The organism is Acinetobacter sp. Tol 5 (assembly GCF_019702905.1).
In the GTDB taxonomy this organism is placed as follows: domain Bacteria; phylum Pseudomonadota; class Gammaproteobacteria; order Pseudomonadales; family Moraxellaceae; genus Acinetobacter; species Acinetobacter bereziniae.
In genome coordinates this window covers 721917-738694 of sequence record NZ_AP024708.1, presented here as the reverse complement: position 1 = coordinate 738694, position 16778 = coordinate 721917, and the positions used below count along the sequence as shown (strand labels likewise).

Below are 16778 nucleotides of genomic sequence, written 5' to 3'. Positions count from 1 at the left end.
AAAATTTTATTTACACACGCTTCACTTTTTTTACATTTTGAAATATTTAACAAGTATAAAAAAAATTATTTCTTTCAATCCATTAAATCAAAAATAACAGCTAAATTTATTTATTTTTACTTCAAGTTTCTCTAATTCAATCGGCAAATACAATCACAAACTAATGCATAAAAAAATAAGAATTATTATTATTCGCATACAAATTTACACTACTCTTTGTGAGTTAAAGTATGTCATTTATCAAATCACGCAAAAAGATTGTTAGCACAGCAATCGCTTCATCACTTTCAGTTATTGCAACGTCAGCTATCGCTCAGGACGAAATCGCAAAACTACCAACAATTAAAGCACAAGCGACTGCAGAACAAAGTTTAAAAGTAGATCAGTCGGCTAATACAAAATTTGTTGCCCCACTTCTTGATACACCTAAGTCGGTATCAGTTATTTCAAAAAAACTTATTGAAGATACGCAAGTCACAACTCTTGCCGATGCACTTCGCACAGTTCCAGGGATTACCCTTGGTGCTGGTGAAGGTGGTAACCCAAATGGAGACCGTCCATTTATCCGTGGTTATAACTCTGAAAGCTCTATGTATGTAGATGGGGTTCGTAATTCAACTTCACAAAACCGTGAAATGTTTGCTGTAGAACAAGTTGAAGTAACCAAAGGTTCAGCCTCTGCTATGGGCGGTGCTGGAACTTCTGGTGGTAGCATTAATATGATTTCTAAAGTCGCTAAAAAAGGTGACTTTCTAGAAGGTTCAGTTGCAGGTGGTACAGACAATTATCAACGTATCACCCTAGATGGTAATAAAGATTTTGGTAATGGTATTGCTGCACGTGTTGCTGTGATGGGACATCACAACGAAAAAGCTGGGCAAGATGATGGTGCTGAATATAAACGTGCTGGTATTGCACCAAGTATTACTTTTGGTTTAGACACGCCAACTCGTGCAACTTTAAGTTATTATTATTTAAAATCAGACGATACACCTGATTCAGGTGTACCATATAATTATGATGTTTCTAAGAAAGCGACTGTTGGTAAGCCTGTCGATGTTAAACAAGGCATTTATTATGGTTGGTTAGATCGCGATTTCCAAAAACAAGAAAATCAAAGTGGTACATTAAAGTTAGAACATGATCTTACAGAAAATCTTACACTAAGCAACACTGCGGTTTATAGTAAATCAAAAAACAATTACTTATGGACTCAACCAGATGACAGCCAAGGCAACATTGTCAATGGTAAAGTTTGGCGTCGTGTGAACACCAATCTTACAAGCACCGACAGTTTTACTGATCAATTGGCTTTAACAGGTAAACTAAATACAGGTGCTTTCAAACATAAGTTTAATATCGGTGCAGAATACTCAAAACAAGATTCTGATCGTGGAACGAATATAGTTACAGACCCGAATACATCAAAAATTGGCGGTAGTTCAAGTAATAACAATGCAAATAACGCATGTTCGCTGACAAACTCTAATGGTTGGTGTACTGATTTAAACAATCCTAACTCTCATGATGCATGGCTAGGGAAAGTAACTGCTAATCCAAATGTAACCAATATTACCTCTAAAACACAATCAGTCTATGCTTTAGATAATATTGAAATTACGCCTCAATGGTTACTCGATTTGGGTGTTCGCTGGGATAAATTCGAAACTGACATGAAATATAATCAAGATTCAGGTTCAGGCGCGACAGCAATTAAAGCTGGCACACATTATACCTCTGATAACGACTTCTTTAACTACCAATTAGGCGTAACTTTTAAGCCTGCTGAAAATGGTTCCATTTATTTAAGCTATGCAACTTCAGCAAACCCTGTCGGTGTGGATGCTGGTGATGGTTCTGAAGGAATTAGTGTTCCAGGACGTAACACCACTGATGAACAATCTCGTGCAATTAATAACTTAAAGCCAGAAGAAGTTAAAACCTATGAAATTGGAACAAAATGGGATCTGTTTGGTGATAAGTTAAATTTAACAGCAGCTATTTTCCGTACTGAGAAAGAAAATACACGTGCATTAGACACTGATGGTTTCACACGTAATATTGGTGAAACTCGTGTAGATGGTATTGAATTAGGTGCGAATGGTAATATTACCAATAAATGGGCAATCAGTGCAGGTTATACCTATCTAGATAGTGAAATCGTAGATGCTGGTTTTACAAAAAATACTGATGGAACTTATTCTCCAAGTTCAACCAATGGAAATCAAGTTCAAAACGTAGCGAAGAACTCAGCCACTCTATGGACAACCTATCAAGTGCTTCCACAATTGAATTTAGGTGTTGGGGCAATAGCGATGGATAAAGTTTACGGCGATGCTGCCAATACTAAATTTGTTCCAGGCTATGTTCGCTATGATGCAATGGCACGTTATAACGTTAACAAAAATGTTGATCTACAATTAAATCTAAACAACCTTTCAGATAAACGTTATTTCACCAAAGCTTATGCATCACACTATGCAACAGAGGCTGAAGGTCGTAATGCAGTATTGTCGATCAACTTTAAATATTAATAGTTAATATTTAAAAAATTCAATTGAAATGGCCTTTTTTATAGGGGCCATTTTTTTTACCTATAATTTAACTCGTCGTGTCTTTTTATTAAAGATAAATCTCATTGTTATTAATCCTTACTAAAAAATTATCCTATAATTTCCAATAGTTATTTTTTACCAATCATTAAAAATACACTATATTTCAGCAATATGATCAAATTCAATCAATCATATCCTCTATAGCTTTCTTTAATTATATTGAATGAATTAAACAGTTTTTCCGTATGAATAATTATTTACACACATTGTTAATGAAAATAATTATCATTAGAATTCGCAATATTGATTACATACCTTAACAATTTCTCCATTATTGCGACATAAAAGTCTTTGCGCAGTACTGGATAAGTTCAATATGATCTGCGATGGATGCAAAAATGGCTCGAAAGTATTCTGTAAAAAACAAAAAAGTGAAAACAGTTGCATTGGCAATTGCTTTACCCAATTTAGCGTTTGCTGCTGCTGAGGAAACTCCTCCTACCCAACTCCCAACAATTCAGGCACGTGCAGAGCAAAATGCATCCTATTTAGCACCTAAAACTTCCTCGACCAAACGTACAGAAACGGTTTTAGATACAGCTAAGACAGTACAAGTGATCACTGAAAAAGCACTTAAAGATCAAGGTTTACTTTCATTGCAGCAGGCATTAGCAACAACCCCAGGTATAAGTTTCGGTGCGGGTGAAGGTGGTGGCGGTTATGGAGATAAAATCAATCTGCGCGGATACGACGCAACCTATAACACCACGGTTGATGGTTTACGAGATGCAGCGTTAACCAACCGTTCAGATTTATTCAACTATGAAGCTGTTGAAGTCATCAAAGGCGCAAACTCTGTTGAAAACGGCGTAGGTCAAATTAGTGGCGGTGTCAATTTAGTTTCAAAAACGCCTAAAAACCGTGATAGCAATGAAATCACATTGGGATTCGGTTCAGACAACTATAAACGCTTTACTGGTGATTTTAATAAAGTTGTAGATGAAGATTTAGCATTCCGCCTAAACGTTATGGGGCATCAAAACACTTATGCAGGTCGTGATGAAGAAATGAAGCGCTGGGGAATTGCACCTACTCTTACATTTGGCATAAGTGATACGACCAAAGCAACATTATCTTACCTTTATCAAAAAGATGAAAATGAACCACAATACGGTGTACCTTACTATAATGGCAAACCGGTCAAAGGGATTTCAGATAAAAACAGCTATGGTTATCGCAATCTAGATCAACAAGATATTGAAAATCAAGTTGTCACATTCAAAGTAGAAAGCGAAATCAGCCCTAACGCAAAACTCAACTCAATCACCCGTTATAGTGATATTGAACAAAAAGCGACTGTATCTGCACCGCAGGGTACCTTCTGCTTAGCAGATGGTACATCACCAACAGCGATTACAAATACAAATCAAACAGGTTATAAGAATTGTAGTGTGACTTCTGGTTCAACGACCATTACAGTACCAAATGGTTCTTATTATATTTCTGGTCCCCGTGGCTATTATCGAGATACCCACAATAAACAATTTGCCAATGACACCAATATCAATATGCAATTTAAAACAGGAATCATTGATCATGCTGTTGTCGCTGGTGTAGGTTTTAGTCGTGAAGACTATTCAATTACAACAGCTGGGTATTTATATAATTCAAATGGTTCATCTGCTGGTAGTTCCATTACAACGCCGCTTTACATGAATGTATATAATCCAGATAACTTTTGGCATGGTCCAACAAACTTCCGTAAAACAGGTGTAGCTGAAGGCTATTTAAATGTCTATTCCGCGTACTTGTTTGATACTTTAAAGTTCGGTGAACAATGGTTACTCAACCTTGGTGTACGTAATGACTATACTGATGGTCAATATCGTTCAGACACTGTTTCTACAACTACAGCAGCCGTAACTCGTGGTCAAAACTACAAACAATCTGATAATTTAATTTCCTATAATGCTGGCTTAACGTTTAAGCCAACGCCTGCAACCAGTCTGTATTTGTCTTATGCCAATGCTCAAAAGCCTGTACAAAACACTGCAAGTGGTGGATGTTCTCAAACCATTACCAATAATGCAATCACAGCAAACTCTTGTAGTACTGATCCTGAAAATGCTGTTGCCTATGAAGTTGGTGCGAAGTGGCAAGCAAATCCTAATTTCTTAATTTCTGCCGCAGTATTCCGCAATGAACAAGATAAAGTCCGTGTAACCAATGATATACCGGGACAGCCTGATGCAAAATTAGATGGTAAAAACTATGTTCAGGGTGTTGAGTTTGGTTTAGCTGGTGAAATAACACCTAAATGGAACATCACAGCAAGTGCAGCCTATATGGAGGGTAAATATGATCAAACCAAAGTCAATGGTTCACCTAATATTGATTTCCAAAAAGGCGATAAGTTAGTCAATGTTCCGAAAGTTTCAGGTAGCTTATGGACCACTTATCAACTTAATGATCAATGGCAAGCTGGATACGGTTTAACCTATCAAGGTGAAATGTATTTAAGCACACGTTCAGCGACAAATAATCTTGTACAACAGATCAAATCTGATGATTATTTGATTCACAATGCCTCTGTGACATATAGCTACAACAAAGATTTAAGTTTCCAATTATTAGGACAAAACTTAAGTGATGAAAAGTACTATACCCATATTCGTAACAATGGTTGGGCGATGCCAGGTGAAGGTCGTAAAGGTGTATTCAATATCAACTATAAATTCTAAGATGTAGACAAACTATGTTAAAATTCAGCGTCTGATTGATCAGGCGCTGTTTCTTTTTTGGGGAAGAAAATCATGATTTTACACATTCCAAATTTACTCAATATGGATGAGCTGAATCATTGTCGTCAAAAACTTTCTCAAGCGGAATGGATAGATGGTAAAGTAACCACAGGTTATCAATCCGCACATTTAAAAAATAATTTACAGCTTGCACAGGACTGCAACGAAGCTGTTGAGCTTGGTCAAATCATTCAACATGCAGCGAATTCAAATCCTCTTTTTTTTAGTGCTGCCCTTCCAAAAACTTTTTTGCCCCCCCTGTTCAATTGCTATCAACACGGTGGAAACTTTGGCATGCATGTCGATAATGCGATTCGTCACCATCCTCAGTTAAATCAGTATCTAAGAACCGATGTATCTTGTACTGTTTTTCTGACCAATCTTGATGAATATGAAGGTGGAGAACTGGTTATTGAAGATACGTTCGGAACACAAGAAGTAAAACTCCCCGCAGGCGATGCGATTGTTTACCCTGCCACCAGCTTGCATCGTGTTAATCCTGTCACTGAAGGCGCTCGCATTGCCTCTTTCTTCTGGGTACAAAGTTTTGTTTCTTCGGATGCTCAACGGCGAATGTTGTTTGATCTTGATCAGAATATTCAAAAATTGACCATAGAACTTTCTGCAACACATGAGCAAGTAATTAGTCTAACTGGGATTTATCACAATCTATTGCGCGAATGGAGTGATTTATAAATTTAATTCACAGGTTATTTATACAGTAATTGATCAACCCTTTTGTGTAAATTTGGATAAATGAGAAATCATCCATGAATAAAAAAATCCTAAAACCTCTCACACAAATCCCCCCCCATTTACAGACTATTGCTGATTATGAAAAGCAGGCTGAACAGCATTTAGCTGAAAATACCTGGCACTACCTTCAAGGTGGGGCGATGGATGAACAAAGTGTCAGTGACAACTTAGAACAATTTAAAAAAATTCAACTCATCCCCAGATTACTGAATGACCTCACCCAAGGTTCAACGCAATGTAAAATTTTAGGCGAAGTATTCCCTCATCCGATATTTCTTGCACCCATTGGACATCAGCAATTGTTTCATCCAGACGGTGAGGCAGCAACAGCCCTAGCTGCTGAGGTCCTCGGAAGTAATATGCTACTGAGCACATTTACCAACACCGATATGCGTTTGATCAAGAAGGAAAATCCATTGAAGTGGTTTCAACTGTATTGGCAAGGAGATCGTGAAAAATCGTTGGGTTTGGTGCGTTTAGCAGAACAACAAAACTTTAAAGCAATTGTGATCACTGTGGACTCACCACATACAGGTATTCGTGATCGTGAACGTCGTGTGAATTTTCAATTGCCCGAAGGAATGCAACATCCACACACACCTACACATATTCCTCTGCCCGAAATCTCAGCAGTTCAACATCCAGTTTTTCAGGGCTTAATGCAAATTGCACCGACATGGGCGGATATTGAGTTTATGATTGCTCAAACTTCTTTACCTGTGATTTTAAAAGGGGTTTTACATCCGCTTGATGCTCAAAAAGCTGTCGAAACTGGTGTAAAAGGACTGATCGTCTCCAATCATGGTGGACGTGTGCTCGATAGTGCCATTTCACCACTCAAAGCACTGAAACGAATTCGTAAGGTCGTACCGAATGACTTTCCCCTACTTTTAGATGGGGGTATTCGTCGTGGTACCGATGTTTTTAAAGCGTTGGCTTTAGGTGCAAATGCGGTGCTGATCGGGCGACCAGCAATCTACGGATTATCTGTTGCAGGTGCTTTAGGGGTTGCACATGTGCTTAAAATTTTAAAGGAAGAATTTGAAATTACCATGGCATTAATGGGAACAGCTCGCATAAATGAAATCAATCAAGAATATATTTTTCAAGATTAAGCCATTCAAAGGAAATTTTTCTCTCAACTGATATTTTTTATGCAAATTAAGGAAATTATTTCCAAGACAACTGTTTTAGAATTAATCTCAAGTTAAACCATTTGCAAGTCTTCAGTGTTTAAATTTATATCGTGATATCCACATATATATTTATGAAAATTTACATTATTTTCACCATAAAAATACTTGTAAATTGAACAGATAGACACAATCTATATCGGTAGTAAGTTGCCTTTACCCAAGAAGCGAGCAACGACAACTACACAAGGAGTTCCCTCATGATGTTGGCTGATCCAAGTAAAAAATACCGTCGCATGTACCAGCGTGTAGACTTGCCTGACCGTCAGTGGCCAAACAACGAAATCAATAAAGCGCCTATTTGGATGAGTACCGACCTCCGTGATGGTAACCAAGCAATTTTTGAACCGATGAACATCGAACAGAAATTCAAAATGTTCCAAATGTTGGTCAAAATTGGCTTTAAACATATTGAAATTGGTTTTCCTTCAGCATCTCAGATTGATTTTGATTTCACACGCAAATTGATTGAGGAAGGTCATATTCCAGATGACGTCTATATCGAAGTTTTAGTACAAGCTCGTGATCACTTGATTGCACGTACCTTTGAATCATTGCAAGGCGCTAAACGTGCTATTGTTCACATCTATAACTCAAACTCTCCAACCTTCCGTAAGAAAGTGTTGAATGTCGATGTGAATGGTGCCAAACAATTGGCAATCAATGCTGCAACCAAAGTTAAAGAATATGCTGCAAAACAGCCTGAAACCGAATTCATTTTTCAATACAGCCCAGAATGCTTTACTGCGACTGAATTAGAAGTCGCTAAAGATGTCTGCGATGCTGTAACCGAAATTTGGGAAGCAACTCCGGATAATAAAGTTATTTTAAACTTGCCTGCGACTGTGGAAGTATCTGGTCCTCATGTCTACGCAGATCAAATTGAATGGATGCATCGTAATTTAGCCCGTCGTGATGGAGTGATCATTTCTGTACACTGCCACAATGACCGTGGATGTGGTATTGCTGCATCTGAGTTGGCAATCATGGCAGGTGCTGATCGTGTTGAAGGTTGTGTATTTGGAAACGGCGAACGTACAGGTAATGTTGACGTGGCTGCAATTGCCTTGAATATGTATACCCAAGGTGTAGCTTGCGAATTAGATTTTTCTAATATTAATGAAATTATCGCCACTATTGAAGAATGTACAGGTTTACCAGTCCATCCACGACATCCATATGCAGGCGATTTAGTCTTTACTGCATTCTCTGGCTCACACCAAGATGCAATTAAAAAAGGCTTTGAGTTCCAAAAAGACGAAGAAATTTGGGATATGCCTTATTTACCAATCGACCCTAAAGACTTAGGTCGTGATTATGATGCGGTTATCCGTGTCAACTCACAGTCGGGCAAAGGTGGTATTGCATACTTATTAGAATCAAACTACAACGTTGTATTACCACGTCGCTTGCAAATTGAATTCTCGCAAATTGTTCAGCAAGTTGCCGATGAAGAAGGTGTCGAAGTTTCAGCGCAGCAAATCTGGACTTTGTTTAAAGACACTTATGTTTCTGCAAAAGATGCTCATTATTCAGCGAAAAACTACAGACTTTCAGACGAAAATGGCAATCAGGTCATTGAGCTTGAGGTAGTCGTGAATGGAGAAAGTCAGCGTTTACGTGGTGAAGGCAATGGTCCAATTTCAGCGATTTTAAATGCACTTCAATTACCAATTGATGTCTTGAACTATGAAGAACGTAGTATCAGCTCTGGTGCACATGCCAAAGCCTTGGCATTAATTGAACTTCAAGTTCAAGGCACAGGTAAGTCAGCATTTGGTGCTGGTGTACATGACAACATTGTGACCTCATCTATTGAGGCAATAATTGCAGCGACCAATCGTTTAATTGATCAAGGGGTACTCAGCACAGATCAAGTGATCGCAGCTGCTGTATAAGCTATATCAATTAAATGACTTTAGAAGGGATACCCCTGAGTGGTATCCTTTCTTTTATCTATTGATATTGATTGATATTACACATCATGACGCAGGGATAAGTTAAAAGCGCTTTGACCATTCATTTGATCTAAATGCGATTTGGATCAACTCAATATCGATCAGCAACTATTCACAAAATATGTTTTTTGATATTGTCATTAATTGTGCAATAAAATTTGAGCAAAATTAAAGTATTGGCTGAATGATCATCATTTAAGGCATTAAAACCTAGTGGTTAAACCTAGACTAAAGTCATGTGCAGTTGAAAAATGACTTTCGTATCATTCGTTTATTCGCAATAATGATGATGTCGTTGTGAGTAACATCAATTTATTCTGTTACCTAAAATTTTAAGGTGAATATTTCCAGTGTCTTTTCCAGCTGATTCAGTGGGGCTTGTGACTCCACAAAAGTTTGAATTCGAAGAACCGTTAGAACTTGAATGTGGTCGAGTGTTGCCACGCTATGAAATCATGGTGGAAACGTATGGTGAGTTGAATGCTGACAAATCAAATGCCATTCTCATTTGTCATGCACTTTCAGGACATCATCATGCTGCGGGTTACCATCATGACGATGATAAAAAAGCTGGCTGGTGGGATGCATGTATTGGACCTGGAAAAGCCATTGATACCTCAAAATTCTTTGTGGTCGCCTTAAATAATATTGGTGGTTGTAGTGGTTCAACAGGACCGACATCGCCTAACCCTGAAAATGAAAATCGCCCATATGGTCCTGACTTTCCTTTAGTGACTGTGCGTGACTGGGTAAAAACTCAAGCACTTCTCTCTGATCGTTTGGGAATCCAAGTTTGGTATTCAATTATTGGTGGCTCATTGGGTGGCATGCAAGCTTTACAATGGTCTGTTGATTATCCTGACCGTTTACAGAAATGCGTCATTATTGCCAGTGCACCTAAACTTTCAGCACAAAATATTGCATTTAACGAAGTCGCTCGTCAGTCCATTTTGTCTGATCCTGATTTTCACAATGGTCGTTATCTGGAGTTAGATAGTTATCCAAAGCGTGGCTTAATTTTGGCGCGTATGGTTGGACACATTACCTATCTTTCAGAAGAAGCCATGAAACAGAAATTTGGTCGTGATTTAAAATCTGGCAAATTTATGTATGGTTTTGATGTAGAGTTCCAAGTCGAAAGCTATTTACGTTATCAGGGTGAACAATTCAGTCGTAACTTTGATGCCAATACTTATTTGATCATGACCAAAGCCTTGGATTATTTTGATCCTTCACGTGAGTACCAACAATCTTTAACCAAAGCTTTGTCCAATACCAAATGCCGCTTTTTAGTGGTGTCATTTACCACGGATTGGCGTTTTAGCCCAGAACGCTCTCAAGAAATCGTCAATGCCTTGATCACCAATCAAAAACCAGTGAGCTACTTAGATATTGATGCTGAACAGGGGCATGATTCTTTTCTGTTCCCAATCCCATTGTACGTCAAATCCTTACGTGCATTTTTAGGTGGTACTGAACACCTCAATTCAACACCTAAGGAGGCTTTGTAATGCGTATTGACCAACAATTGGCTGAAAAATGGATCAATCCTGGTGCAAGTGTGCTCGATTTAGGTTGTGGCGATGGTGAATTATTGTCACAAATGAGCAAAAAACAGCAAATTCATGCTTATGGATTAGAAATTGATCAAGAAAAGATTGCAATTGCGGTCAGCAAAGGGTTAAATATTATACAACAAGACTTAAACCTCGGTTTGGGACGCTTTGCTGACCAGTCTTTTGACTACGTCGTAATGGCACAAGCTTTGCAAGCTGTAGATGCACCTGATGTGCTTCTGCGCGATATGGTGCGTGTGGGGAAACAAGCAATTATTACGTTTCCTAATTTTGCGTATTGGAAGACACGTTCATTCCTTGCACTGAAAGGAAAGATGCCTGTTTCTGATGCCTTACCGTATATGTGGTACAATACACCTAATATCCACTTATGCACTTTTCGCGATTTTGAAGCCTTATGTGCTGAAAATCAGATTCAAATTATTGATCGACTCGCTGTAAATGGGAACCAACAAGGGAGCTTTTTAAGTAAAGCTGTCCCAAATTTGTTCGGCGAAGTCGCTATTTATCGAGTGAGCGCTCTATGAAGAAATTATTATTAGGCAGTACATTATTTTTTGGGCTGCTCAGTATTCAAGCCCATGCGGACTATGTACCGCAGCAACAACAATCTGTTTCAGCGATGGCAGCTCAGTATGCACATATGAATGTTTCAGATTTACAAAAAGCAGCGAAAGCTGGACAACCAGCAGCACAATTTTATTTAGCAACACATTTCCAAGCCGGTACTGGTGGTGTATCTAAAGATCTTAAACAAGCATTTACATGGTTTAAAGCGGCAGCTGACCAAGGTATTTCTGCGGCTCAGTTAAATGTAGGTCGTATGTATGCTGACGGTTTAGGTGTTGCTAAAAATGAAACATTTGCACGTCAATACTTTGAAAAGGCAGCAAGCCACGGCGACAACCGTGCGAGCTTTAACCTTGCAGTCATGGAAGAGCAAAAGAAAAACTATATGGGTGCGTACCAATGGTATGAACTTTCTACACGCGATGGCATGTTAGACAATAAAGTGATCAATATGTCTCAAAGTAAAAAAACGGCTTTGGCTGCGAACTTAACTCAAGATCAAATTCGTACAGCAACACAACGTGCAGATCAATGGATTCAAGCTCAATAAGCTTGAAAATATTTTAAAGCACCTTCGGGTGCTTTTTTTATGCAACAACGAGTAGTTACAAATGACACATATGGTTCAACTTTTTCATAACACACGAATTTTAATTATTCCTCAAAATGAGGCTACAACGTATTCATTGCACAATATCAATGACCTGTTGAGTTTGGCATTTGCTGAAAATATAGCGCTGATTGCATTGCCTGTAACATCTTTAGAAAAGTGCTTTTTTCAATTGGAAAATAGAATTGCAGGCGAATTCATCCAAAAATTTGTCTATTATAAAATCCGTTTAGCCTTTGTAGGAAATATTGAAAAATATACCCGTAACAGTAAGGCACTCACAGATTTTGTTTATGAATCAAATCATGGAAAGGCATGCTGGTTTATAGAAAACTATGCTGAATTGGAACATAAGCTCAAACAAGAATTAAAAAACTAGTTTAAGTGGATAACACTTCGTGCATAACAAGGCTCATTTCAATCAGCACTGATTGTCAGACTTTTAAATATTTCAATAGGAGTTCAACATAATGCAAGAAACGCTCGCTCAATTAATCCAATTTGAATGCCAATTACATCATTCTGAGCGACGGAACCATAAAATATTGGATCAGCGCTTGCACCCCGATTTCAAAGAAATCACTAAATCAGGTCGGATCATAAAAAAAAGCCAAATGCTTGAAGCACTTTTAAATGATCTGGACACAGATATGATTCATGCACAAGACTTCGAACTACAGCAAATCTCTGCTCATAGTGCTTTGTTGACTTACCTCAGCTATCAAGTCGATACCAATACTCAAGTAAAATACAATTCAGCTTTACGTGCTTCGATCTGGGTAATGAATGATCAGCAAGTATGGCAAATGATTTTTCATCAAGGTACGCTTTTGCATTTGTCCGCTGAGTCAGATTCTTCTATACATGGAAAAATATGAATAAGAAAAAATATTATGCTTCTCATCGTCAAATGCTTCCACTGGCAATTTTTACTGGTATTTTTGCCTGCCCATTTTGGTACGCTACCCTACTCCTCATTATTGAACTGTTTGAATTTAAGAATGGTGTTAAAAGTCTTTATTTAATTTTTGTCATTGCATTATTGGCAAGTTTTTCATATTTCTTGAGTCGAAAAGCAGTTTTACTATTTAAAAATCAATCCCCTATTCTGGTTTTGACTCAGGATAAAATCCGAACCATCGAATTCAAAGGCAGAGGTGTCATTAAGAAAGAAGTTTTGTTGCAGGATATTGCTCAAATAGAACTCAAAAAAACATTCTTGGATCGTCATTATTATTTACGCTTGATCATGAAAGACCAAAGTATCCAAAAACTCAATCTGAGCTCAGGGCTGATGCGTAATGATGACATCGTTGAGCTTAAGCAAGCGCTAGACCATTACATCCCTCCTCGCGCAAAACAGCGCTAATCATCAAATTTAGCCACATTTTAATTCACAGATTCAGTTAAAATAGCATCATTTTAACTTTCTGAGTTTGGATCATGTCATCTAAAGATTGGTTATCCCAAGGAACTCTGGTACTTGCCAGTAATAATAAAGGCAAAATTGCTGAGTTTGAAAAACTGTTTGCTGAATTGGCTTTACCTGTTGACGTGATTCCTCAAGGTCAGTTGAATATCGAAGATGCGATTGAAGATGGCTTAAGCTTTATTGAAAATGCAATTATCAAAGCGCGTCATGCAAGCCGTATTTCAGGTAAACCCGCAATTGCAGATGATTCTGGGATTTGTGTTCCTGTATTAGGTGGTGCGCCAGGAATTTACTCAGCACGTTATGCAGGTGAACACGGCGATGATGCAGCAAATAATGCAAAACTACTTGAAAACCTCAAGCCGTTGCGAAAAGAGAATCAGGTGATCGAAGCCATGTTTGTCTGCGTATTAGCATTAGTTGAGCATGCGGATGATCCTTTACCACAGATTTTCCAAGGTATCTGGCAAGGTGAGGTGCTAGAACAAGCCCGTGGTGAAAATGGTTTTGGTTATGATCCACTGTTCTGGTTACCAGAGTTGGGGATTTCTAGTGCAGAAATGAGCAAACAAGACAAAAATAAAATAAGTCATCGTGGTCAAGCGATGCAATTATTTAAAGCCAGTTTGAAATAAAAATTACCTTTGAAAATTCCTCCCCTACTTTAAAATGAGGGAGGAATAAAATTTATAGACGCACAAAGAAATCATGAGGCTTTTCAGAACCTTCCAAATTAACAAAAATAAAGAATTAGAATGATAAAAAATGAATCAACACACCATATAAGACACATATCACACAACTGACTATTGTTCCTGAAGCAATATACTTTGCTGAAATACCCGTTCCTTGATAGTGCGTTTCTAAAGCCACAATATTGGCGGCTGGAGGTAAACAAAATAGTAAGAACATCACACCGATATAGTCATGAATCTGCGGAACTGGTAAAAAGAAATACGCCAAGCTACATAAGATCATCCCACAAAACAGTTTCAGTATTGCCAGTCGAGTACTGATCAATAAGTCGTCCACATGCACTTTGGTTTTTCTTAACCACATCCCCAATACACACATCCCCGTAAAGCTCATACTCCACTTAGAGGCGTTATATATCCAATCCACCCATTGCTGGGTTTGAAAGTGTTGCACATCAAAACAACGTAAAAGTCCTGCAATGATTAAAGCAATCACGGGCGGTGATTGAAGCACTTTTTTAAACAGTAATACCTTAGATTGAGGCGCTGAGCTTACAGAGGCCACAGCCCATGAGTTGCCAAAAATCGAAACACCGATATAAAGCGGAATCATGGCCATACTATACTCAGCACCAAAAATCGCTAAAGCGATTGGAAAGCCTAACCATGCCATATTGGTATAACTAAAACATAGCGATGCCAAACGATCTTTCGAGCGTTTTAAGTAAACAAAGAAAAGGATAAAGCATGAGAAAAAGGCAAATAGAATTAAAGCAATACTGCCCGATTTATAAAAAACCATATTGTAGATGATGACAATCGGGATAAAGACACGTGCCAGCAATAAAGACATCATCGTCTTTAAATTCATTGAAAATTTGCTATTCGCCAGTATTAACCCACAAATAAATGACAGAACTGGAAATAACAAAGCCACAATATACCCCTTATTCTCAAATCATGATCATACTAGCACTTTCCAAAATCGATAGTGTTTAACATCGCAAAATATTTCAAAAATATTTTCTGTCTTTAAATTGAAATATTAATGTCACTTTTCTGTCACGGATAACTGTTGTTATAGCTCTAAATAAAATAGGAGTTAAAACTATGGCTGGATTATCGATTTGGCATGTACTTATTTTTGCAATCGTGGTGATTTTACTATTTGGTACATCGAAACTGAAAAATTTAGGTAAAGACGTTGGCGGTGCAGTAAAAGATTTTAAGAAATCAATCAAAGATGAAGAAGCGACCCAAGCTTCAATCACTGAAACTCGTACATTAGAGCATCAAACGACCAATACTGATGTGAACTCTACTGTAAAACACTAATCGGTGAGGCGTAGATCATGTTAGATGTTGGATTTTCAGAACTGTTAGTTTTCGGGATCATTGCGCTTTTGGTATTGGGACCCGATAAGCTTCCTGAAGCTGCTCGTTTTGCTGCCAAATGGTACAGTAAATTTAAACGGGCGATCACAAGTGTCCAAAATGATATCGATCGTGAGTTACGTCTTTCTGAGTTTAGAGAGCAAATGCAACAAGAGATGCAGAAGATTCAAGAACTTGAACAAAAAATGCAAGCTCAGATGCAAGAGCTACAACAACAAAAAATTGCGATAGAACAAGAAACCCATGCTGAACAGCTAGGTCAAAAAAATCTTTTAGCAACATACCATTACCATAAACTAGAAACTCAGGTTCCTTCTATTTATATGTTAAATCATGGTTTAAATCAGCAAAGTTGCATGATGCCAGCTCCACAAATTGTTCCCATCGAGATGGTCTCAGCACCACAACTTAAGGTAGCCGTATGACGGATTCACTCGCGCCTCAGGTACAAGACAGCGCATCGACAGAACGTCCCCCTTTAGATGCAATGCCGATTACACAACATCTCATGGTGTTGCGTAAGCATCTATTTAAAATTGTGGGTGCATTGATTCTGATCTTTTTTTGTTTATTGCCTTTTGCCAATAAAACTTATATTGCGCTATCAGAACCATTAAGAAAGCAATTGCCTGCAACATCAACCATGATTGCAACGGATGTCACTGCAACATTTATGGCACCATTTAAGTTGAATTTTTTTATTGCACTGATGCTCGCTATGCCCTTTATTATTTATCAACTTTGGGCATTTATTAAACCAGCACTGTACGAAAAAGAAAAGAATCTAGCATTTCCACTCTTATTTGGCAGCATTATTCTGTTTTATTCGGGTATCGCATTTGCTTATTTCGTTGCTTTACCCTCAATTTTACACTTTTTCATCAGCGTCTCTCCTGAAACAGTTGCACCGATGACTGATATTAATAGCTATCTAAGTTTCTGCTTAAAGCTGTTCTTGGTCTTTGGTCTAACCTTTGAAATTCCAATTATTACTTTAGTTTTGATTCTTATTGGCTTCGTAACCACGAAGACATTGGCTGAAAAACGTCGTTTTATTGTCGTTGGCTGCTTCTTTGTCTCGATGTTTATTACTCCACCAGACGCAATATCAATGATTATGTTAGCCATTCCAATGTGGATGTTATTTGAACTCGGCTTGTTACTCGGTAAAATGATCGAAAAGCGCAAAACTGCAGATGTCTAAATCATAAAAATAAGAAAATATTCAACACTCAA

General features: G+C 38.0%; 16 protein-coding genes. 15 read left to right on the top strand and 1 reads right to left on the bottom strand.

The features are described 5' to 3' along the window. Positions 1–230: 230 nt before the first annotated feature. The 12 genes from TOL5_RS03520 to rdgB all read left to right on the top strand — a co-directional run bounded on the left by TOL5_RS03520 (position 231) and on the right by rdgB (position 14087). Positions 231–2534 carry a TonB-dependent receptor gene (locus TOL5_RS03520; protein ID WP_121774476.1) on the top strand — a complete coding sequence of 768 codons (2304 nt, stop codon included), beginning with the start codon at positions 231–233 and terminating at the stop codon, positions 2532–2534. 419 nt (positions 2535–2953) lie between these two features. After that, on the top strand, positions 2954–5296 hold the full coding sequence (locus tag TOL5_RS03515; protein ID WP_171428646.1) for a TonB-dependent receptor: 2343 nt from the start codon (positions 2954–2956) through the stop codon (positions 5294–5296). 72 nt (positions 5297–5368) lie between these two features. Further along, entirely contained in the window at positions 5369–6052 is a 684-nt protein-coding gene (locus tag TOL5_RS03510) for a Fe2+-dependent dioxygenase (protein ID WP_121774478.1), read from the top strand. Between the two features lie 74 nt (positions 6053–6126). Then, the gene (locus TOL5_RS03505; protein ID WP_121774479.1) at positions 6127–7227 is read left to right on the top strand and encodes an alpha-hydroxy acid oxidase; all 1101 of its coding nucleotides are present in this window, start codon (positions 6127–6129) and stop codon (positions 7225–7227) included. A gap of 278 nt (positions 7228–7505) precedes the next feature. After that, positions 7506–9203, top strand: a complete 1698-nt coding sequence (leuA, locus tag TOL5_RS03500) for a 2-isopropylmalate synthase (RefSeq protein ID WP_004830180.1) — start codon at positions 7506–7508, stop codon at positions 9201–9203. A 410-nt stretch (positions 9204–9613) separates the two neighbouring features. Further along, positions 9614–10774 carry a homoserine O-succinyltransferase MetX gene (metX, locus tag TOL5_RS03495; RefSeq protein ID WP_009586392.1) on the top strand — a complete coding sequence of 387 codons (1161 nt, stop codon included), beginning with the start codon at positions 9614–9616 and terminating at the stop codon, positions 10772–10774. Beyond that, entirely contained in the window at positions 10774–11367 is a 594-nt protein-coding gene (gene metW / locus TOL5_RS03490) for a methionine biosynthesis protein MetW (protein WP_004830182.1), read from the top strand. The genes metX and metW overlap by 1 nt, the downstream gene beginning before the upstream one ends. Further along, positions 11364–11960, top strand: a complete 597-nt coding sequence (locus tag TOL5_RS03485) for a tetratricopeptide repeat protein (protein ID WP_009586388.1) — start codon at positions 11364–11366, stop codon at positions 11958–11960. Before metW ends, TOL5_RS03485 begins: the two co-directional genes overlap by 4 nt. Before the next feature lie 61 nt (positions 11961–12021). Next, positions 12022–12399 (top strand): DUF4180 domain-containing protein, encoded by a 378-nt coding sequence (locus TOL5_RS03480; RefSeq protein ID WP_199934881.1) that lies wholly within the window; start codon positions 12022–12024, stop codon positions 12397–12399. Positions 12400–12490: 91 nt separating this feature from the next. Then, a complete protein-coding gene (locus TOL5_RS03475) occupies positions 12491–12898 on the top strand; it encodes a DUF4440 domain-containing protein (protein ID WP_009586399.1) in 408 nt (135 codons plus the stop codon). Next, positions 12895–13389: a hypothetical protein gene (locus TOL5_RS03470; RefSeq protein ID WP_009586397.1), complete on the top strand. Its 495-nt coding sequence runs from the start codon at positions 12895–12897 to the stop codon at positions 13387–13389. Before TOL5_RS03475 ends, TOL5_RS03470 begins: the two co-directional genes overlap by 4 nt. Before the next feature lie 74 nt (positions 13390–13463). Next, entirely contained in the window at positions 13464–14087 is a 624-nt protein-coding gene (gene rdgB / locus TOL5_RS03465; RefSeq protein ID WP_009586398.1) for an RdgB/HAM1 family non-canonical purine NTP pyrophosphatase, read from the top strand. Between the two features lie 115 nt (positions 14088–14202). Here rdgB and TOL5_RS03460 read toward each other — a convergent pair whose 3' ends face one another. Continuing rightward, on the bottom strand, positions 14203–15084 hold the full coding sequence (locus TOL5_RS03460) for a permease (protein ID WP_121774480.1): 882 nt from the start codon (positions 15082–15084) through the stop codon (positions 14203–14205). A gap of 173 nt (positions 15085–15257) precedes the next feature. On the opposite strand from TOL5_RS03460, the gene tatA reads away from it, so the two are divergent. The 3 genes from tatA to tatC are packed head-to-tail and all read left to right on the top strand — an operon-like array spanning position 15258 to position 16746. Then, on the top strand, positions 15258–15482 hold the full coding sequence (gene tatA / locus TOL5_RS03455) for a Sec-independent protein translocase subunit TatA (RefSeq protein ID WP_004830191.1): 225 nt from the start codon (positions 15258–15260) through the stop codon (positions 15480–15482). Positions 15483–15499: 17 nt separating this feature from the next. Next, a complete protein-coding gene (gene tatB, locus TOL5_RS03450; protein WP_004830192.1) occupies positions 15500–15967 on the top strand; it encodes a Sec-independent protein translocase protein TatB in 468 nt (155 codons plus the stop codon). Further along, positions 15964–16746 (top strand): twin-arginine translocase subunit TatC, encoded by a 783-nt coding sequence (gene tatC, locus TOL5_RS03445; RefSeq protein ID WP_004830193.1) that lies wholly within the window; start codon positions 15964–15966, stop codon positions 16744–16746. The genes tatB and tatC overlap by 4 nt, the downstream gene beginning before the upstream one ends. The last annotated feature ends 32 nt before the right edge of the window (positions 16747–16778 follow it).

Coding starts and splice junctions, on each gene's coding strand:
- TOL5_RS03520 (WP_121774476.1), top strand. CDS start 231: ATGTCATTTATCAAATCACGCAAAAAGATTGTTAGCACAGCAATCGCT.
- TOL5_RS03515 (WP_171428646.1), top strand. CDS start 2,954: ATGGCTCGAAAGTATTCTGTAAAAAACAAAAAAGTGAAAACAGTTGCA.
- TOL5_RS03510 (WP_121774478.1), top strand. CDS start 5,369: ATGATTTTACACATTCCAAATTTACTCAATATGGATGAGCTGAATCAT.
- TOL5_RS03505 (WP_121774479.1), top strand. CDS start 6,127: ATGAATAAAAAAATCCTAAAACCTCTCACACAAATCCCCCCCCATTTA.
- leuA (WP_004830180.1), top strand. CDS start 7,506: ATGATGTTGGCTGATCCAAGTAAAAAATACCGTCGCATGTACCAGCGT.
- metW (WP_004830182.1), top strand. CDS start 10,774: ATGCGTATTGACCAACAATTGGCTGAAAAATGGATCAATCCTGGTGCA.
- TOL5_RS03485 (WP_009586388.1), top strand. CDS start 11,364: ATGAAGAAATTATTATTAGGCAGTACATTATTTTTTGGGCTGCTCAGT.
- TOL5_RS03480 (WP_199934881.1), top strand. CDS start 12,022: ATGACACATATGGTTCAACTTTTTCATAACACACGAATTTTAATTATT.
- TOL5_RS03475 (WP_009586399.1), top strand. CDS start 12,491: ATGCAAGAAACGCTCGCTCAATTAATCCAATTTGAATGCCAATTACAT.
- TOL5_RS03470 (WP_009586397.1), top strand. CDS start 12,895: ATGAATAAGAAAAAATATTATGCTTCTCATCGTCAAATGCTTCCACTG.
- rdgB (WP_009586398.1), top strand. CDS start 13,464: ATGTCATCTAAAGATTGGTTATCCCAAGGAACTCTGGTACTTGCCAGT.
- tatA (WP_004830191.1), top strand. CDS start 15,258: ATGGCTGGATTATCGATTTGGCATGTACTTATTTTTGCAATCGTGGTG.
- tatB (WP_004830192.1), top strand. CDS start 15,500: ATGTTAGATGTTGGATTTTCAGAACTGTTAGTTTTCGGGATCATTGCG.
- tatC (WP_004830193.1), top strand. CDS start 15,964: ATGACGGATTCACTCGCGCCTCAGGTACAAGACAGCGCATCGACAGAA.